The organism is Alistipes sp. An116, assembly GCF_002161005.1.
Taxonomy (GTDB): Bacteria; Bacteroidota; Bacteroidia; order Bacteroidales; family Rikenellaceae; genus Alistipes; species Alistipes megaguti.
In genome coordinates this window covers 1-19229 of record NZ_NFLR01000030.1, presented here as the reverse complement: position 1 = coordinate 19229, position 19229 = coordinate 1, and the positions used below count along the sequence as shown (strand labels likewise).

The following is a 19229-nucleotide window of genomic DNA, read 5'->3' as shown; positions in this document are numbered from 1 at the left end:
TTCGGCAGTACATCGACTACTAAATCATTATCGTAACAAGCCCTTTCAAGATTCTCGTTGATGCTCCAGCACGAAAATTCATAGTATTTTTCAAGATAAGGAAAGGCTTGCTTGATGAAATCAAGCGGAAATGATACGAGGCTCATAAGTTAACGAGGTTTATGATTCTTTCAAAATTACGAATTTCCCCTGAATTATTTTCACAATTATTTATTCAATAATTTGATTTATTATAAAATATTTTATATATTTGCATAACTTTTCTACGAAAGGCATCCACCGTTCAAATAGGGATAATTTTGTTAAGGCAGATTCGTCTGCCTTTTCTTTGCGCTGTCTTTCCACATTTTTTGAGTGTGAAATGAAAGTCTCCTTTATAAATATAGATTCAAGATTAAAAAAGATGGTAGATTCCAGATTCAATCCATTCAGATAGTAGGCAGGCAGTTGCTCAAAACTGTCCTATGATAACTGCTCAAAAGTGTCCTATATATACACTACCTACTTATACATTACCTAATAAAGTCGTTCCGACCATGTACTACCACGTCAAAGACCGCAAGTGATTCGAGAACCGCAAGCAGGCAAAAGAACACTATGGCGTAGCCCGTTTTCGAAAGCTGCTGCATTTAAAAGAGATTCTATTTACTAACCCTCAAAATTCCATTGCTAACGATGAATTATACCGCTATACCCAAATCGATTGTCACGTTTCAGACGGGCAACAGTAAGCCCATCGATGTTTATGTATGAGCCACCATCAAATGCTGCTCCGACCACAAGACAAATATTTCTCACATTACCGAAGAGAAACAGGCCCTTCTTACAGGACTGGATGAACGGACCATCCGCCGTGTTGTCAAACGGCTCAAAGAGGCAGGTTGTCTTACCGTGCAGACTGCCATTAAGGAAGATGCTGTCCGTGGATTTATCAAGCGGAACAGTTACCAGATAAAGCCAGTCGAGAAGGATTTTTTCTTGCTGAACAATGGCTTCTTTACAAGGAACTATTCCGCCAAGATGGCGGGATTTCTGCTCTTATTAAAGGCCATCTGCCTGAACAACACGAATACCATCCAATGAAGCAATAGCCAGATTGCCCAGGCACTCGGCCTGTCTCGCAACACCGTTTCGGCTTTATTGGAAGAATGCCGACAAGCTGGACTTATAAAGCCACAAGCAAAGGGCTATGAGTTGACGACGGATTGCTTTATCCAGCCAGACATTAAGCAGACGGAAGCCGCCATTTATAAGGAGCTATGCGATTTCTGTAAAGCCAAAGGAGTGGCAGCACCCAGACGAAACAAGGTGGCATTATCGGTATTGCTTACCAAGTACAATGCCGTAGGCGTTCCAAATACGGAGCCAATAAGCCTGACCTATCAACTCAACAAGCGGTGCACGCAATTACCCGAGAAGGTTTCCATCCCCTACTTTATAAAGATGCTCGATATGCAGGAACAGTATATAGTTTTGGAACGGACAAAACAGCTGGAATCAGAGTTCGATAGTTTCGCATTTTAGATACAGGACAGACTAAAACCTCCTAATTAGCTATAATGGCAACAGGCCTACCTCTCTAATGCCTCATCAATTAAAGACATCTGCTTTTCCAAATTATTGTAAGAGGACAATATGCTTAGAAGCTTTATGGTTAGGTTCATATTCTCAAAAGATGAGAACGAGTCTTTATTTGAAATTACACGCTCTTGTAACGAATCCAGTTCTTTTTTTGCAAGTTCGATTCTTTCTTCATAAGATTGATAAAGATTTCTATATAAAACTTTCGCTTCACTTTTATTATTTGTGAGAATTGCCAGCTGAAAATCTGTCAATATATTTTCAGTCCGCATAGTAAGAATTTCTATTTTTGCGTCCAAAGTTCTTATATCAGTATCTACCTTCAAATAAGCCAAATCATGCTCTAATTTGACTACTTTTATCGATAAGCTATCAACAACCACTTGCAACGAATCAATGGATTGAGCAACCGTCCTTGTTGCACAAAACGACATACAAGAAATAAGGATGAGAAATAATGACTTTTTCATAGGGAGTGAGGTTTATTTACAAATATAATAATATTCCTTAGATATTGAGCCAAAAACGTTATTATATAATCTAACATTGCATACTCAGCAAAATAATTTACCCCAATTGGTTTGTGATACCATAAAATATAATTATATTTAACAAAAGAAACGAACCTATCCTAAAGAGAATTTCAACAGAATCATATAGACACTAACCTATTACCCTCAAATATTACCCAATCGTTAAACCTTTAACTACCCGATTATGAAAAAAGCATTTAACATCCTTTCTTATTTACTAAATATATTCTTTATTTCCATACTTGTAATTGGGTATGTAAGGCAAGTATCCAATCCTGTACATGAACAGCAGGATAATTCCGAATGGATTAAACAAGGCATTATAGAACGGGAAAAGGCTGACCTACCTTTGAACATACAGAAATTCGAAAATGTATATGACATCACAATAGATGATTTTGTATTTACGAATAATGTTGAGCCATACTCTGGGTACATGATTACAACTTGGGATTTTGATGAAAAGCAAGATTTATCCCCCAACGAATGGGTGGCAAATGGCTGTAAAGAAAAATATATCCGCAAACAAAAAAAAGTATATGTAGAGGTTAATAATATAACCACACAAAAAAATAATATCACTTGGTATAGTAATTGGCTTGCAGCATATATGAATGCTATAAGACAGCATTAACAGAATTAACAGAGAAGAATAGCTATACTTCAGCCTCAACATCTCACCCCTCCCCCCTATTCGGTTTGTAAATCGAATTTCGGGGAGGAATTTTTGTGGAATATGATTCTATGATGTAACGGGAAAGATTTAATCTATTCCACAATCCGCATAGCTTCTGAATCCGCAATAGCCTTGCAGGCGATATTTTACTTGGTTTTGAGTAAAGATTGGTTTATATTTGTCTTGCTCTGGAAAGAGAAAACACAATAAAATTCAACGATATGAAAACAGCAGGAATTATTCTCTTCAGTTGTGTTATGTTGGCCTCTTGTTCTTCCCGCAACAGCAACAACAAGAGCAAGCAAGCCGAGACTACACCTCAAATTGAAACAGCATCCTCACAAGAGGGAACGACTGGCTTTCAGAAGATGGAATTGTCGTATCCTGGGAGCAATATATCATTTACGGTAAAAGTAGAGGATAAAACCCTCCTTATATTGCCCTCTGGGTTGAGTGTCACCAACGAGGCTTTCAAACACGACATTACAGGCTATACCGTTACAAATGCGGAAATCGGCGATTTGAATGTGGATGGCTACCCAGAGCTATTTGTTTATCTGACATCCGACGGAAGTGGCAGCTATGGCAAGTTGATTGGCTATTCAGTAAACAATGGCAAATCTGCAAGTCAGGTTTATCTGCCAGATGTAGCAGAAAACAAGGAGCTCAACCAAGGATATATGGGCCATGACCAGATGGCAATCGTGGAAAATACATTTTGCCAGCGTTTCCCCATCTACAACGAGACTGACAGCAACGCCAATCCGACCACGGGAAAGACTCGGCAGATTCAATACAAACTGGTTGATGGCGAAAGCTGCCGAGTTCTGCAAGTGGACAAGGTCTTGGAGTTTTGATTTGATAAAATAAACTGACGCCTTCTTCTGCTTACATACAAACACTCCGTAAAACACCCCTCCTCCCTGTTTGGATTGAAAACGAATTTCGGGGAGGGATTTTTTGTAGCCGATTATCGGGAATTTTCCCAGGCAAACAACAAAAGCAACAGACGGATGATGAGTGTATTTATTTATTCATCATCTAATTTGTAGCTTTATGCAATTACGTCCATCCATGCGCCGTGCAGCCAAAATGAGGCTGGCACTGGCTGGAGCCTCGGGGTCGGGCAAAACCTACTCCTCGCTCCTCATCGCTTACGGCATGACCTCCGACTGGTCCCGCGTTGCCGTCATCGATTCCGAAAACGGTTCGGCCGATCTCTATGCCCATCTGGGCAGTTATCAGGTCCTCACCCTGCCCGACTACTCCCCCGAGACCTACATCGAGGCCATCGGTATTTGCGAACAGGCAGGGGCCGAGGTGATCGTTATCGACAGCATCTCCCACTGCTGGGATTACCTGCTCGATTTCCACGCCAACCTGCAAGGCAACTCCTTTACCAACTGGGCCAAGGTCACACCCCGTCAGAATGCCTTCATCCAACGCATTCTCAACTCCTCGTGCCACATCATCTGCACCATGCGCTCCAAGCAGGATTATGACCTCTCGGACAAGAACGGCAAGATGGTCCCCGAGAAGGTGGGCTTGAAGGCCGTACAGCGCGATAACGTGGACTATGAGTTCACCGCCGTGCTGGATATCGCCATGAATCACAAGGCCACTACCTCCAAAGACCGAACGGGGCTCTTTACAGGCCGTCCCGAGTTCACGATAACCCCTGCCGTGGGGCAAGCCATCCTCAAATGGTGCAACCTAACGCAGACCGCGCAATCGAATCCTTCCACGCAAAACCTCCACAGCCATGCTTCCTGCCTTTCAGCCTGAACCCGAATTTGCCGCAGGGTTGAATCTTCCCGTGGAGGAGGCAGCCATCGTAGAGGAGCGTCCCGCAACGCCGATCGTGTCGTTGGGGAGTGTACCGCGTACCCGTCACTTTATCGAGGCCAACACCAAGCCTGTCGATATAACCCATTTGAAAAACGATTGTGTCGTTCCCGTATTCAGCAAGGACAACGAGGTGACGATCTCCCACCAGAGTTTTATTGAAACGGTATTGGGCGCTATATTGACACCTTCCTTGACAGGTCGCTGAATGCAACGGAGCTGATTGCAGGAATCGGTCGGGCCTTGGAGGGTGATACCGAGTACAGTTGGTTTGTGGAGTAACGCTTTACAGAGACGAATACCCTTGCTGTCTTACGACGGCAGGGGTATTTTCTTATGCTCCAAACAAAGCGTACTAATATATAGCGAGATTGCTATATTATTTATAATCTACACTTTACAATTTGCTGCAAAATCTGCAACTTGCGAATATGGAATTTATGCTGACGTAAAGTCGGAATCCGAGGTTTTCAGGGTTCTGAAAAGCAGAATTTCAGGGTTTATGCAGGCGTAAAGTTGAAATTCGTGCAAATCTGCCCAAATTCAGAAGAACAAAGTTTACTTTCCACTCGAATTGCTATTGTCGGAAAACTTTGTTTTAGCGAAATTTGTATCAGCAACAACACCCGAATGGGCAAGATGTTTTGTAATTTCCGTCGAATATGTTACTTTTGCAGTAACATATTGAATACACGGAAAGTGTAGCTTATTCCTTTAGAGTGAACGTAGGAAATTCAATCTGAAGAGGGAATTAGCTGACATCTTGCCGCGTCATATCCATTCATGGATATAGGCGTGGTGTTGTTGCTTATTTTATCTTCAAGGTTTCCTACGACCTACTCTAATAGAATAAGTTTTCAGCACCACGCTTTCTGCTTTTTATAATCACTATCGAGGTGCGGATAGTAAGATTTTCTTACTATGAAGAAACTGATCTTATGGAGTTGTGCGTTTACATCCTCCTTTTTGCTTTCATGTGCACCTCAACGGATTACAGTTTATTGTGAACCGCATCAAGCGGCAATTTACATAGACGGTCAATATCAAGGTAATGGTATTATCAATTATTCCATCCCTCGAAAACAAAAATATATTGTTGTTTCTTGCACTGACGACGGAATATCATTTGTAAATCGCAGATTTTTCACAAAAGGGATAAAATCTGAGATTAGTATTTATTTGGATGAATATAAAACCTATTCATCTGATTCTAAGACACTATCAACTTATTAAAATACATTTCCAATGAAAAATCTATTTTTACTGCTCATCTTCTTATTAGGTGGGTTAAATCTTGCCAACGGTGCCAAAAGCAAAACATTCAAAGTAATGGCGCAGCCCAAAGAAGCCTCCATTTTTGTCAATAATCAGTTCGTAGGTTATGGCTTTGCAGAATTCAACAGGCCCAAAAAGAAAACAGATGTTATCGCAATTCGAATCGAGTGTGAGGGATATAAGCCTCTTGAAACGAAAATATATGCTGACGACGTTCGGAGTTCAGTTTCTTATACATTACAAGATGATGGTTTTTATCGGGCGACTGCGGCTTCAGGTTTAGTCAACAAATTTATGACTGTCACACTCGACAATTCCCTATATACGATTGATGAACAAGGGACAATCAATGTTACAAAAGCATGGAGACTATTGCATCAAATTCTCTTAAATTATTTTGAGGAAATTGCAACCACGGATTACAGTGGTGGTTATTTACAAACTCCGTGGCATTATAAGACCTTCCAATTGTCTGACAAGCAAATGCGAACACGTGTTACGGTAAGAGATATATCTACGCCTGCACAAGTTGCATTCCAGATAAAGGTTTCATCCGAGGTGGCGAGTGCAATGGCCGCCAGACACGGTGAATTTACCAATGTAGACCGCATCGTGAAAGAGTTGGAGCCGATGTTACAGGAATTGCAGACGCGATTAGGGAAAATGCACAGTTTATAATTATAAATCCCAGATTTAAGAATCATGAAAAAACTTATTTTGTGTGCAGTTCTTTTTTCTGCATCGGTATCAGTAAATGCACAAGGATATAAAGAAACATTTGATTCTAACTCATTGGAGTGGACGGAATGTGCATATAAGAATGGTATCGGAACCGCCATTATTGACAAAGGTGTGATGACCATTAAATCAAAAGGTGAAAAAAAAGGTTTATCTGCTGTGATGAGCGCCGCATCTGGCACATCTGTAAAAGCAGGAGAAAATACCTTCTTTGAAACTCATTGCTACGCTCCAATTGATGTGATGAAACCTTTCGAGATACAGGTAAAAGTTAATGTCAAACAGTTAGCAGAAGATCGATTAGTCGGTTTGGTATTCAATTATCGAGACGGAGGTAATTTTTATGCATTCTCCTTCAATGACGATTTCGTCAAATTTACTCGATATGAAGACAATATGATTGTCGGCGATATTATGCAAGGTATCAAATGGACAGGTAAGCGTCGTTCGGACATGGAGTGGGCCTTGATCAGCGACGGCCAGACTTTAACATTCAAAGTCGATGGAGTATCTATATTGACAATTCGCTATATGCCTTTGCAGTATAATGGATTTGGATTTTATACATTCGGCAATCAGGAATTGGTTGTAGACGAAGTCGAGTTTAGACAATAAAAGATATTAGTACTGTGCATTAGGACAGACTTGTGCAGACGGTCTATATTATACCGCTCTGCACAAGTTTGTCCTTTATTATCTGGCAATAGACAGGTTCCTGCTTCAACGAGAAATATTTGGAACAATTCATATAAATTACCTATCTTTGTTCATACGATATGCCGAAACTATATATCATAGCAGGTTGCAACGGTGCAGGGAAAACGACTGCATCCTACACCGTGTTACCCGAAATGCTCGGTTGTAAAGAGTTTGTCAATGCAGACGAGATTGCAAAGGGGCTATCACCGTTCAATCCCGAAGGTGTGGCCATCGAGGCTGGACGGTTGATGTTGCAACGCATGGAGGATTTGCTTTCAGAGGGTGCGGATTTTGCTTTTGAAACGACATTGGCAACCCGTTCCTATGTAAAGTTTATCGAACGGGCTCACGCAAAAGGCTATTTCGTAACCTTGCTTTATTTCTGGTTGCCGACACCCGAACAAGCGATCGAGCGCGTTGCAACACGGGTAAGCGAGGGTGGCCACAATATCCCATCGGATGTAATTCGCCGTCGTTATGCAAACGGACTATGCAACTTGACAATGCTTTATACACCCGTTTGCGATTTTTGGACGATATACGACAATAGTTCGGCAGACGCAGAAATTAAAATCATTGCATCAGGAGAGAAGGATGCAACAATTCAAATTGAAGATACGTTATCTTATAAAATCATTACAGACCATGAGCGAGATTGAAATCAAACAAATGCAGGAAAAGATTAATGCAGGGATTTTGCTTGCCCGCAAACGTCTGATTGAAAAGACAAAAAAAGAGGACGGGGAATTGGTGATTGTGCGTGATGGTAAGGTTGTACGGGTAAAAGCCAAAGACCTCAAATAATCCATATCTATATTAACGATACATCCTCGGCCATGCAGTCGAGGATTTTTGTTTATAGAGACAAAAGCAATCAATCTTTTCCAAGGACAGACTTTGCAAGGGGGCATATTTGAGCCCCTTTGCGAAAGTTTGTCCTTTCTTTTATGTCATATCAACACAATTCACTTATTGTTTAACCAACCGTGGTTTTGCACCCGTGTAAACTGCCGTGTAAACCGTAGATAGTTTGTTGATGCAATTGTCTGGTTAATAGATTTTTAATGGTGATTTGTGACGTCTGGGGGCGTGTGGTCGCTGGTTCGAATCCAGTCACCCCGACTGAATAAAAGGCTTGACAATCACATGATTGCCGAGCCTTTTTTATGAGAAATTGTGATGCTATGAAAAAGTTTTTTTTGTATTTGTTGTCTTTTTTGAGGGCAATTGCTAATGTTATAGCCGGAAATTATTTTGAATTAACCTCGCATGGTTTTAAATTTGCGGGAAGTAAGGACTTTGTGGTTGTCGCTGTTGATGAAAATAAAACAGGTAAGGAAATTTTGTCTGATCTGAGATGTTGTATTCAAAATACATTACCAGTTGATAATGACAATAGTTGAATTGTCAATGAGAATCAAATTATGGTGTCATCTTATAAACTGGATCTCTATAGACTTAAGGCAGGTCCTTTGGTAAATTTTATCATGGACTTGGATTTTACATTGAGGTTTGAAGTTAAAGATGGCAAATTTCGGATAGATGCACCTATAATAACAAATATTGGTGTTCATCGTTTTATGATTCCTCGTGTGGTTGTATTTGCCAATCCTAAGGATTATAAAGAGTTTACAAAAACAATTTATTTTCAATTATTCCGGTGGATCTGTTCGAAATGCAGAGGCAAAATACGCCATCGAGAGCTATATAATAACATTCTATCTGAAATAATTGAAAAGGTGAAAGCCAATAACAATACTGAAGATTGGTAAAATTGTTGAATTGGCTTTTGATGATTTAGCAAAAGTTAGTTTGTCATGAGAATTACTCCCGATTGCGTGACAACACTCCATCCCGACGAGATCTTCGTCTTCGGAAGCAACCTTGCCGGGATGCACGCCGGTGGCGCCGCCCGGTTGGCCCTCCAGCGGTTCGGAGCCGTTTGGGGGCAAGGTGTCGGCCTGCAGGGGCAGAGTTATGCCATCCCGACCATGCAGGGCGGCGTGGAGACCATTCGCCCCTATGTTGACGAATTCATTGCCTTCGCCCGGCAACATCCGCAGCTGAAGTTTCTCGTCACCGAGATCGGTTGCGGCATCGCGGGTTTTTCGCCGGAAGAGATAGCGCCTCTTTTTGCCGCGGCCCGCGATGTGGAGAATATTTCGCTGCCCCGTCGCTTCTGGATGCTGTTCGGCTGTTGAACATGCGGACGCGAAAAGGGCGGAACGACTGATGTCGCTCCGCCCTTCTGTTTATGTGTACCTTTGCCGGTCGGGTTTTTCGGGTTGCTCCAGGTCCTTCCTGCGGCCGGTTGGGTTTCACGGCTTGCACCGGGCTCTCTTTGCGGTCGGTCGGGATCACAACCAGCGCTGGTCCTTTCACGCTCGCCGGTTCTTTCCTGCTCGCCGGTTCTTCGCGCTTCCCCCCCCCTGCTGGGTCACTCGTTAAAACTCCGAGGTAAAGTGGAAGCGGATATCCTTGAAGTTCTCCTGGGCCAGCGCCAGCGCATAACTCGTGTCGGCCAGGAAGACGTCGCGGCCGTGTTTGTCGACGGCCATGTTGGTGTGTTTGCGGCGTTTGAAGTCGGCCAGCTGGGCGGCGTTGTCGCTCTCGATCCAGCAGGCCTTGTAGATCGAGATCGGCTCCCAGCGGCACGCGGCGTTGTACTCGTGCTCCAGACGGTATTGGATCACCTCGAACTGCAGCGCTCCGACCGTACCGATGATCTTGCGGCCGTTGAGCGACGACGTAAAGAGCTGCGCCACGCCTTCGTCCATCAGCTGGTCGATGCCCTTGGCCAGTTGCTTGAATTTCATCGGGTCGGCATTCTCGATGTAGCGGAACTGCTCCGGGGCGAACGACGGAATGCCCGTGAACTTGAGCTTCTCACCCTCGGTGAACGTATCGCCGATCTTGAAGTTGCCCGTATCGTGAAGGCCCACGATATCACCCGGGTAGGCCGTGTCGATGACCGACTTCTTCTCGGCCATGAAGGCTGTCGGCGAGGAGAATTTCATCTGCTTGCCGCTGCGCACGTGGAGGTAGTTCTTGTTGCGCTCGAAGATGCCCGAGCAGATCTTCAGGAAGGCGATGCGGTCGCGGTGGTTGGGATCCATGTTGGCGTGGATCTTGAAGACGAAGCCCGTCATCCTGGGCTCTGCAGGTTCCACCGTGCGGGTTTCGGTCTGCGAGGGGCGCGGCGACGGGGCGATGCGGATGAAGCACTCGAGCAGCTCCCTCACGCCGAAGTTGTTCACCGCCGATCCGAAGAAGACCGGGGCCAGTTCGCCGCGCAGGTAGGCTTCGCGGTCGAATTCGTCGTAAACGCCCTCGACCAGTTCGACATCCTGGCGCAGCTGGTCGGCGTATTTCGTTCCGATGTGGTCGTCGAGCACCGCCGACGAGAGGTCCGAGATCTCGACCGTCGAGGCGTCGGCCGTGAATTTCTCGTCCGAGGTGAAGAGCGAGAGATGGCGCTCATAGAGGTTGTAGACCCCCTTGAACGTGGGGCCGTTCGAGATCGGGAAGGTCAGCGGCCGCACGCGGATGTGCAGCTCCTTCTCCACCTCGTCCAGCAGGTCGAAGGGCTCCTTCGAGGGGCGGTCCAGCTTGTTGATGAAGACCATCACGGGCGTCTGCCGCATGCGGCACACCTCCATCAGTTTGCGGGTCTGGGACTCGACGCCCTTGGCGCCGTCGATGACGATGATCACCGAATCGACGGCCGTCAGCGTGCGGTAAGTATCCTCGGCGAAGTCTTCGTGGCCCGGCGTATCGAGGATGTTGATCTTGCGGCCCTCATACTCGAAACCCATCACCGACGTGGCCACCGAGATGCCGCGCTGGCGCTCGATCTCCATGAAGTCGGAGGTGGCTCCCTTCTTGATTTTGTTGCTTTTGACGGCTCCTGCCACGTGGATGGCGCCGCCGAAGAGGAGCAGTTTTTCGGTAAGGGTGGTTTTTCCCGCATCGGGGTGGGCGATGACGGCAAAGGTCCGCCGTCGGGTGATCTCTTCCTGTAGGGTCATGTATCAGGCTTTCGGGTAATCCATATTGTAGTGACATCCCACCGACTCCTTGATCTCGCGCCCCTGCTTGATGATCAGGTAGGCCACGGCGATCATGTTGCGCAGTTCGCACAGTTCGCGGTTGGGTTTGGTTTTGCTGTAGAGCTCCTCGGTCTCCTCGAAGAGGATCGACAGACGGCGCATGGCGCGTTTGAGCGAGAGGTTCGAGCGCACGATGCCCACGTAATTGGTCATGATCTGCTGCACCTCGCGTTTCGACTGGATCAGCATCAGCATCTCCTCGGTGTGCTGCGTTCCCTCGAAGTCCCAGTCGGGGATCCCCTCCTGGAAATCGACCTTGTCGACCAGCGAGGCCGTATGGCGGGCGGCCTGGTCGGCGTAGACCACCGCCTCGATGAGCGAATTGGAGGCCAGCCGGTTGGCGCCGTGCAGCCCCGTGCAGGAGGTTTCGCCCAGGGCGTAGAGGTTGCGGATCGAGGTCTCACCGTTGGTGTCGACCTTCACGCCGCCGCAGCAGTAGTGGGCCGCCGGCGTGATGGGGATCCAGTCCTTGGTGATGTCGATGCCGATCGAGAGGCACTTCTCGTAGATGTTGGGGAAGTGGCTGCGCACCGAGTCGGGATCCTTGTGCGTGACGTCGAGGTAGACGTAGTCCATGCCCAGACGGGTCATTTCGCGGTAGATGGCCCGGGCCGTCACGTCGCGCGGTGCGAGCGACTTCATCGGGTGGTACTTGTCCATGAACTCCGTGCCGTCGGGCAGGCGCAGGATGGCGCCGAAGCCGCGCATAGCCTCGGTGATCAGGAAGTTGGGCTTTTCGCCCGGGTTGTAGAGCGTCGTGGGATGGAACTGGATGAACTCCATGTTCTCGGTGATGGCCTTGGCGCGGTGGCACATGGCGATGCCGTCACCCGTGGCGACAATCGGGTTCGAGGTCGACGAGTAGACGTTGCCGCAGCCGCCCGTGGCGACGATCGTGAACTTCGAGAGGATGGTTTCGATCTCGTTCGTGTCGATGTTGAGGACGTAGGCCCCGAAGCAGGCCAGTCCGCGCGTGTGGCGCGTGACGAATTCGCCCAGATGGTGCTGCGTGAGCAGGTCGATGGCGAAGTGGTGCTCGAGGACCGTGATGTCGGGGTGCTTGCGGACCGACTCCACGAGGGCGCGTTCGATCTCGGCGCCCGTGAGGTCTTCGTGGTGGAGGATCCGGTGTTCGGAGTGGCCGCCTTCGCGGTTGAGTTCAAAACGTCCGTCGGGGGCCTTGTCGAAGCGCGTCCCCCAGGCGATCAGGTCGGCGATCAGCTCCGGAGCGCGGCGTACGACCAGCTCGACGGCCTTGGGGTCGCACTTGCCCGCGCCGCAGACCATCGTGTCGTGGATGTGTTTCTCGAAGGTGTCGGGGGCGTAGGTGACTGAACAGATACCGCCTTGTGCGTAGTTGGTGTTGCACTCATTCATTTCGCCCTTGGTCACAATCGTAACGTGTCCGTGGGCAGCGGCTTTCAGCGCGAAGGAGAGACCCGCGGCGCCGGAACCGATAACCAGGAAGTCGGTTTTCATCGTTTTTGAACATTAAGCGTCGCAAAGTTACAAAAAATCGTAACTTTGCCGCAAAATTACGGGCAAAAATGGAAAGACACATCGACATAAACCGTTTTGATTACGACCTTCCGGACGAGCGGATTGCCAAATTCCCGCTGGCCGAACGCAGTGCCTCGAAGCTGCTCGTTTATCGTGGCGGCGAGATCTCCGAACGTCATTTCGCCGATATCGGCGAGGTGCTGCCCGCCGGCGAACTGCTGGTCTTCAACAACACGAAGGTGATCCGTGCGCGGATCATCATGCACAAGCCTTCGGGCGCGCGCATCGAGGTCTTCTGCCTTGAACCGCACCGCCCGGCCGACTACGAGCGGGCCTTTGCCGTCGTGGGCCGCTGCGAGTGGTCGTGCATCGTGGGCAACCGCAAGAAGTGGAAGGAGGGCTACGTGGAGATCAACTTCGAACACGAGGGCCGGGCCGAATATCTCCGGGCGTGGCTTACGGAGGATCGCGGCCGCGAGTGCACGGTGCGCTTCGAGTGGACGGCGCCGATGACCTTCGGCCAGCTGCTGGAGCATCTGGGGCGCATCCCGATCCCGCCCTACCTGAACCGTGAGAGTGAGGAGATCGACAATACGCGTTACCAGACCGTCTATTCGAAGTTCGAGGGGTCGGTGGCAGCTCCTACGGCCGGACTGCACTTTACGCCCGAACTGATCGACGCGATGAAGGAGCGCGGCTTTGAGTTCGAGGAGGTGACGCTGCATGTCGGGGCGGGGACGTTCCTGCCCGTGAAGGACGAGGATGCCGCCCGCCATCCGATGCACACCGAACACTTCGAGGTGCGCCGCGCAACGGTGGCCCGGCTGCTCGAACGCTGGGGCCACATCACGGCCGTCGGCACCACCTCGGTGCGGACGCTGGAGTCGCTCACGGCGCTTGGCTGGCGCATCCGCACCGCGGGGACGCCCGATGCCGACCGCGTGATCGGCCAGTGGGAACTCTACGACATCCCGTCGGACTATACGGGCCGTGAGGCGCTCGGCGACCTGCTGGCCTGGATGGATCGTGAGGGGACTGACCGGCTGAAGGCCGCCACGCAGATCATGATTACGCCGCTGGGCTACGAATTCCGCATCGTGCACAACATCGTCACGAACTTTCACCAGCCCAAATCGACGCTGCTGCTGTTGGTTTCGGCCTTCGTGGGCGACGATTGGCGGCGCATTTACGACTATGCCCTTTCGCACGGCTTCCGTTTCCTGAGCTACGGCGATTCGTCGGTGCTCATGCGGTAGGGACTGACGACGGGGCCGGATAGTGATCGGACGGGCCTCTCCTGACGGGAGTGGCCCGTCCGCTATTGTAGGACGGATCGTTCGGTGGAGGGGTGTGCGAACGGCCCTTCGGAGCCGGGCATGTCGTCCGCCCGGGTCAGAAGTCGTACCCGATGCCGACCGAGACGCTGCGGCTTCGCAAATCCGAGATCCCGGCGGGCAGTAGCGGAGTCTGACTGCCGTTTCCGGCAAAGAGATTGCACAATCCGGCGTCGAATCCGGCCTGGATGCAGATCCGGCGGATCGAGACCTCGACACCGAGCCGGATGCCCAGATCGCTGCGGCGGAGGAATCCCGCCGCTCCGAACAGATCGCTCCAGGCGTCCGCCGTGCGGGCCTTGCCGCCGATCCCCACGCCGTAGCAGAGGCCGCCAAAGGGGCGGATGCAGCTCTGTTTGCCGATCCCGAAGCGCCAGGTGAGCAGCAGCGGAACCTGCAGATACATCGGCCGGAACGAACAGCCCTCATAACGCCCTCCGCGACTGGAAAAGTCGACGCCGCTCTCTATATAAAGAGGTAGACCGCGCCACAGCAGCACCTGGTCCGATACGGCGAAACGAAATCCGAGGCGCGGATCGGTCGTTCCGCGGACATATTCGCCCCGGGCCCGGATGTAGGCCACTTCGAGGCCCGTCCGGACGCCCAGCAGATTCTTTTCGAAGCCTTGTGCCCACACGCACGGGCCCGTCAACAGCAGACAGAGAAGCGGAATCAGTCGTTTCATGAATGGGTAACTCTTGCCGGATTGTCCGCCCGGCGCAACTCCCGGCGGGGCGACGCCCGATGCGGACGAATTCCGAAGTCCAAAGATACGTTTTTTTCGGAAATCTCCGAGCCGCCGATCTGCCGCGGCGGCATTTTTTGCACGTTACGGTGCGGGTTTTGCCTCCCTGTGGCGGCTTGGGAGAGACCTTTGCACGTTGTGCTTCCGGGACGGCTGCCCCTTGCGGTGTCGGCGCCGTGAAAAAAATAACAATATTGAAACCGTTATTCGCGATTATTTTGTACCTTTGCGGTGCCATTGAAGGAAAAGTATTTTCAAGTACATAACATTCAAACTATTACAACTATGCAGATTGTAGAGATTCATGCAAGAGAGATCCTCGACTCGCGAGGCAATCCGACCGTTGAGGTCGAAGTTCGCACCGTATCCGGTGCTTTCGGTCGTGCTGCCGTTCCGAGCGGCGCTTCGACGGGCGAGAATGAGGCCCTGGAGCTCCGCGACGGCGACAAGAACCGTTACCTGGGCAAGGGCGTTCTCAACGCTGTGAAGAATGTCAACGAGGTGATCGCTCCAGCCATCATCGGCATGAACGTCTCCGATCAGGTCGGCATCGACAAGGCCATGATCGCTCTGGACGGCACGCCGACCAAGTCGAAGCTCGGCGCCAACGCCATCCTCGGCGTATCGCTGGCCGTAGCCCGCGCCGCTGCCGACTACTTCGGAATGCCCCTCTACCGCTATATCGGTGGTGCCAACGCCAAGACGCTGCCCGTTCCGATGATGAACATCATCAACGGCGGTTCGCACTCCGACGCCCCGATCGCTTTCCAGGAGTTCATGATCCGTCCCGTAGGCGCTCCCTCGCTCAAGGAGGGTGTCCGCATGGGTGCCGAGGTTTTCCACAACCTCAAGAAGGTGCTCCACGAGCGCGGACTTTCGACGGCCGTAGGTGACGAGGGCGGCTTCGCTCCCGCACTCAACGGTACGGAGGACGCTCTGGAGTCGATCATCAAGGCCATCGAGAAGGCCGGCTACGTTCCCGGAAAGGACGTCATGATCGGTATGGACTGCGCTTCGTCGGAGTTCTACAAGGACGGCGTTTACGACTATACGGTATTCGAAGGCGAGAAGGGTGCAAAGCGTACCTCGAAGGAGCAGGTCGAGTACCTGAAGGGTCTGGTTGCCAAGTACCCCATCGACTCGATCGAGGACGGTATGTCGGAGAACGACTGGGAAGGCTGGCAGCTGCTGACCGCCGAACTGGGCGGCAAGTGCCAGCTCGTCGGTGACGACCTCTTCGTAACGAACGTCAACTTCCTGAAGAAGGGTATCGAGATGGGCTGCGCCAACTCGATCCTGATCAAGGTTAACCAGATCGGTACGCTGACCGAGACGCTCGACGCCATCGAGATGGCTCACCGCGCCGGCTACACGACGGTAACGTCGCACCGTTCGGGCGAAACCGAGGATTCGACGATCGCCGACATCGCCGTGGCTACGAACTCGGGCCAGATCAAGACCGGTTCGATGTCGCGTTCGGACCGTATGGCCAAGTACAACCAGCTGCTCCGTATCGAGGAGGAGCTCGGCGACGAGGCTATCTACGGCTACAAGAAGGTTTACCGCAAGTAATCCGCACGGGAGGGTGCGGCGGAGGGGGCGATTCGAAGGAATCGGAAACCCTGCTGCGCAACTCCCGGCCCGATACAGGGAAAAGAGGGAAGGATCAGACTCCTTCCCTCTTTCTTTTCTTTGCTTCTTTCGATTCCGATGCTGCTTCTCTCGCTCTCGGCCGCCCGGGGACAATCCGCCGCGGTGAAGGGCTATACGGCGGAGAATTCGCCCCGGAAGGTGGAGATCCTGCTCGGCCCCGGTGTCAATATCTGCCGCAGTCCGCTCTGCGGCCGGCGTCGGTGCCGTCATGGACAGCTACAACCTCATCTGGGGCGTGCACGCCTCGGAGAACCGCTGGCTCCATGTCGATGTGCTGCGCCGCGACTGGGGCTTCCGGGGGCTGGTGATGTCGGACTGGACATCGACCTATTCGGCGTCGGGAATCGCCCGCGGAGGACTCGATCTGGAGATGCCCAAGGGGTGGTACTTCAACGAAAAGGAGCTACTGCCGCTGTTGGAGAGCGGTGTGATCCGCGAAAGAGACCTCAATGAGAAGGTGTGCCACATCCTGCAGACGCTTTCGGCCTTCGGATGCCTCGACCGGCCGTACGATACGAACCGCGTAACGGAGGATGATCCCGCCACCAGCTCACGATGCTGCGCGAGATGGGGTGCAATGCCGTCCGCACGTCGCACAACATGCCGGCCGAGGCGCTCGTGGAGCTCTGCGACGAGATGGGGCTGATGCTGATGATCGAACCCTTCGACGAGTGGGAGGTGGCCAAGTGCCGGAACGGCTATCACCGCTATTTTGCGGAGTGGGCTGAACGCGATCTGGTCAACATGGTGCACCATTTCCGCAACAACCCCTCGGTGGTGATGTGGTCCGTGGGCAACGAGGTGCCCACGCAGTCGACGGCCGAGGGCTACAGAACGGCTTCGTGGCTGCAGTCGATCTGCCACCGCGAGGACCCGACGCGCCCGGTGACCTGTGGCATGGATCAGGTCGACGACGTGCTGTCGAACGGCTTTGCGGCCATTTTCGACATCCCCGGGCTCAACTACCGGGTGCACCGCTACCGCGAGGCCTACGACCGCCTGCCGCAGAACATCCTGCTTGGTTCGGAAACCGCCTCGACGGTCTCGTCGCGCGGCGTCTACCACTTCCCGGTCGAGGCGGGTCCCGACCGCCTGCATGCCGACCATCAGTCGTCGGGGTACGATGTCGAGTATTGCGGATGGTCGAATACGCCCGACGACGACTTTGCCGCCGGGGAGGATCTCCCCTGGCTGATCGGACAGTTCGTCTGGACGGGATTCGACTATCTGGGCGAGCCGACCCCCTACCACACCGACGCCTGGCCCAACCACAGTTCGATGTTCGGAATCATCGACCTGGCGTCGCTGCCCAAGGACCGCTACTGGCTCTACCGCAGCGTCTGGAACCGGGAGTCGCCCACGCTGCACCTCCTGCCGCACTGGACCTGGCCGGGACGCGAGGGCGAGGTGCGTGTCGTGACCTGCGATGCCGAGGGGCGGAAGGCGGCCGAACGGGTCGTGCGTACGGCCGGTGAGGCGCGGACCCTGCAGTTGTCGGTCGATCGGACGGTATTGGCCGTCGACGGACGGGATCTGGCATATGTGACGGTCGGGATAGTGGATCTTGCGGGAAATCCGGTGCCGACGGATCGGCGCGAGGTGCGCGTCGAGGTCTCGGGAGCGGGCCATTTCCGGGCCATGGCCAATGGCGATCCTACGTCGCTCGAGTCCTTCTGCGAGCCCCGCATGCATCTGTTTAGCGGTCAGTTGACGGCGATTGTCGGCAACGACGACCGTCCGGGAGAGATTCTGGTCCGGGTAACGGCCCGGGGGCTGAAGCCGGCCGAGCTGCGTATTGCGGCGGAGTGAGGCGACCTGCCGGGGCCGGGCTTTCCGGAGCAACCCCGAGGCAGCCTCGAAGCCCCCCCCCTCTTCTCCTGCCAATAGACAACAAAAAGGGCCTCTTTTTTTCAAGAGGCCCTTGCGGGTGGAAGAAGGGGCTCGAACCTAAAATTATTTGCCTCTATATATCAATGTGTTATAGCTGATTCTTTGTTGTCGGGTCACTGGTTTGTTGGAGTAATTTTACGTCCCAATACTTTCCCTTGCTACAAAGCAAAGATACGTTATATGTTTCTCATCTCAAAATAAGATCCAATAAATTTGATATCCGATTCTTGGGTACGATTAGGGGATAATCGCAGTCGACAACCAGCACGCCCCACTGCAAGGTATAGTGGAGATGACTGGCAAGCAGAACGGTGAAGGTTGATTTTCCGACGCCGCCTTTTTGATTGCATACGGCAATGCTTACAGGTGTGTTTTCCATAATTTGTTTCTTCTGTAAGGCGCGATTTAACAGGTTTGTTCAAGAGTGCGTTCACGCACGAACTCCCGAGTTCGTGAATTCAGGAATAGGGTCCGGCACGAACAAAGGGAAGTATCTCATCGTGAAGGAACAGATGGCGGAAACTGTTCCCGAAATCCTGAAAAACAGGATCAATGAACAAATACAATAGCAGTTTCATGGATGGATTGTTGGACGTTTGCCTGCAAGGTAATGCAGTTTTCGGGGGTTGATTCCCGATGTCCTCCGGAGGC

At 51.2% G+C, this 19229-nt stretch carries 20 protein-coding genes and 3 pseudogenes; 18 read left to right on the top strand and 5 right to left on the bottom strand.

From position 1 onward, the window contains the following. Positions 1 to 1095 precede the first annotated feature (1095 nt). Positions 1096 to 1524: a hypothetical protein gene (locus B5E60_RS14505; protein ID WP_446698005.1), complete on the top strand. Its 429-nt coding sequence runs from the start codon at positions 1096 to 1098 to the stop codon at positions 1522 to 1524. A gap of 47 nt (positions 1525 to 1571) precedes the next feature. Here the strand turns inward: B5E60_RS14505 and B5E60_RS12955 are convergent, their stop codons facing one another. Continuing rightward, positions 1572 to 2051 (bottom strand): hypothetical protein, encoded by a 480-nt coding sequence (locus B5E60_RS12955; RefSeq protein WP_087312286.1) that lies wholly within the window; start codon positions 2049 to 2051, stop codon positions 1572 to 1574. A gap of 247 nt (positions 2052 to 2298) precedes the next feature. On the opposite strand from B5E60_RS12955, the gene B5E60_RS12950 reads away from it, so the two are divergent. The 13 genes and pseudogenes from B5E60_RS12950 (at position 2299) to B5E60_RS12905 (ending at position 9548) form a co-directional block, all read left to right on the top strand. Next, on the top strand, positions 2299 to 2748 hold the full coding sequence (locus B5E60_RS12950) for a hypothetical protein (protein ID WP_087312284.1): 450 nt from the start codon (positions 2299 to 2301) through the stop codon (positions 2746 to 2748). Between the two features lie 263 nt (positions 2749 to 3011). Beyond that, positions 3012 to 3647, top strand: coding sequence for a PliI family lysozyme inhibitor of I-type lysozyme (locus tag B5E60_RS12945; protein WP_143260772.1), 636 nt, complete (start codon positions 3012 to 3014; stop codon positions 3645 to 3647). A gap of 199 nt (positions 3648 to 3846) precedes the next feature. Next, a complete protein-coding gene (locus B5E60_RS12940; RefSeq protein ID WP_087312280.1) occupies positions 3847 to 4575 on the top strand; it encodes an ATP-binding protein in 729 nt (242 codons plus the stop codon). Beyond that, positions 4553 to 4804 (top strand): annotated as a pseudogene (locus tag B5E60_RS12935) (DUF3871 family protein); the annotation flags it as partial. The gene B5E60_RS12940 and the pseudogene B5E60_RS12935, both read left to right, overlap by 23 nt. Next, on the top strand, positions 4804 to 4917 hold the full coding sequence (locus B5E60_RS14500) for a DUF3871 family protein (RefSeq protein ID WP_087312292.1): 114 nt from the start codon (positions 4804 to 4806) through the stop codon (positions 4915 to 4917). The pseudogene B5E60_RS12935 and the gene B5E60_RS14500, both read left to right, overlap by 1 nt. 639 nt (positions 4918 to 5556) lie before the next feature. After that, positions 5557 to 5868, top strand: coding sequence for a hypothetical protein (locus B5E60_RS13850; RefSeq protein WP_143256533.1), 312 nt, complete (start codon positions 5557 to 5559; stop codon positions 5866 to 5868). Between the two features lie 12 nt (positions 5869 to 5880). Further along, positions 5881 to 6588 carry a hypothetical protein gene (locus B5E60_RS12925; RefSeq protein ID WP_239403353.1) on the top strand — a complete coding sequence of 236 codons (708 nt, stop codon included), beginning with the start codon at positions 5881 to 5883 and terminating at the stop codon, positions 6586 to 6588. Between the two features lie 24 nt (positions 6589 to 6612). Next, positions 6613 to 7263: a hypothetical protein gene (locus B5E60_RS12920; protein WP_087312278.1), complete on the top strand. Its 651-nt coding sequence runs from the start codon at positions 6613 to 6615 to the stop codon at positions 7261 to 7263. Positions 7264 to 7424: 161 nt separating this feature from the next. Further along, on the top strand, positions 7425 to 8006 hold the full coding sequence (locus B5E60_RS12915) for a zeta toxin family protein (RefSeq protein WP_087312276.1): 582 nt from the start codon (positions 7425 to 7427) through the stop codon (positions 8004 to 8006). After that, positions 7993 to 8151 (top strand): hypothetical protein, encoded by a 159-nt coding sequence (locus B5E60_RS14110; protein WP_164496860.1) that lies wholly within the window; start codon positions 7993 to 7995, stop codon positions 8149 to 8151. Before B5E60_RS12915 ends, B5E60_RS14110 begins: the two co-directional genes overlap by 14 nt. Before the next feature lie 380 nt (positions 8152 to 8531). Next, positions 8532 to 8750, top strand: coding sequence for a hypothetical protein (locus B5E60_RS13845; protein ID WP_143260771.1), 219 nt, complete (start codon positions 8532 to 8534; stop codon positions 8748 to 8750). 84 nt (positions 8751 to 8834) lie between these two features. Further along, positions 8835 to 9119 carry a hypothetical protein gene (locus B5E60_RS13840; protein ID WP_143260770.1) on the top strand — a complete coding sequence of 95 codons (285 nt, stop codon included), beginning with the start codon at positions 8835 to 8837 and terminating at the stop codon, positions 9117 to 9119. A 45-nt stretch (positions 9120 to 9164) separates the two neighbouring features. Further along, positions 9165 to 9548, top strand: coding sequence for an A1S_2505 family phage non-structural protein (locus B5E60_RS12905; protein ID WP_087312272.1), 384 nt, complete (start codon positions 9165 to 9167; stop codon positions 9546 to 9548). Between the two features lie 243 nt (positions 9549 to 9791). Here the strand turns inward: B5E60_RS12905 and B5E60_RS12900 are convergent, their stop codons facing one another. Then, the gene (locus B5E60_RS12900; protein ID WP_087312270.1) at positions 9792 to 11375 is read right to left on the bottom strand and encodes a peptide chain release factor 3; all 1584 of its coding nucleotides are present in this window, start codon (positions 11373 to 11375) and stop codon (positions 9792 to 9794) included. 3 nt (positions 11376 to 11378) lie between these two features. Next, entirely contained in the window at positions 11379 to 12935 is a 1557-nt protein-coding gene (nadB, locus tag B5E60_RS12895; protein WP_087312268.1) for an L-aspartate oxidase, read from the bottom strand. 68 nt (positions 12936 to 13003) lie between these two features. On the opposite strand from nadB, the gene B5E60_RS12890 reads away from it, so the two are divergent. Beyond that, positions 13004 to 14212 carry an S-adenosylmethionine:tRNA ribosyltransferase-isomerase gene (locus tag B5E60_RS12890; protein ID WP_087312266.1) on the top strand — a complete coding sequence of 403 codons (1209 nt, stop codon included), beginning with the start codon at positions 13004 to 13006 and terminating at the stop codon, positions 14210 to 14212. Between the two features lie 136 nt (positions 14213 to 14348). Here B5E60_RS12890 and B5E60_RS12885 read toward each other — a convergent pair whose 3' ends face one another. Then, complete coding sequence (locus tag B5E60_RS12885; RefSeq protein WP_087312264.1) at positions 14349 to 14975, bottom strand: hypothetical protein; 627 nt, start codon at positions 14973 to 14975, stop codon at positions 14349 to 14351. A 345-nt stretch (positions 14976 to 15320) separates the two neighbouring features. Here B5E60_RS12885 and eno point away from each other — a divergent pair, with 345 nt between their 5' ends. From eno to B5E60_RS12870, 3 genes and pseudogenes are all read left to right on the top strand, one after another. Continuing rightward, positions 15321 to 16607 (top strand): phosphopyruvate hydratase, encoded by a 1287-nt coding sequence (gene eno, locus B5E60_RS12880; protein ID WP_087312262.1) that lies wholly within the window; start codon positions 15321 to 15323, stop codon positions 16605 to 16607. 241 nt (positions 16608 to 16848) lie between these two features. Further along, positions 16849 to 17334: a glycoside hydrolase family 3 N-terminal domain-containing protein gene (locus tag B5E60_RS12875; protein ID WP_143260769.1), complete on the top strand. Its 486-nt coding sequence runs from the start codon at positions 16849 to 16851 to the stop codon at positions 17332 to 17334. Next, positions 17229 to 18497: pseudogene (locus tag B5E60_RS12870) on the top strand (glycoside hydrolase family 2 TIM barrel-domain containing protein); the annotation flags it as partial. The gene B5E60_RS12875 and the pseudogene B5E60_RS12870, both read left to right, overlap by 106 nt. 322 nt (positions 18498 to 18819) lie before the next feature. Here the strand turns inward: B5E60_RS12870 and B5E60_RS12865 are convergent. Beyond that, a pseudogene (locus tag B5E60_RS12865) lies at positions 18820 to 18957 on the bottom strand (ParA family protein); the annotation flags it as partial. Positions 18958 to 19229 lie beyond the last annotated feature (272 nt).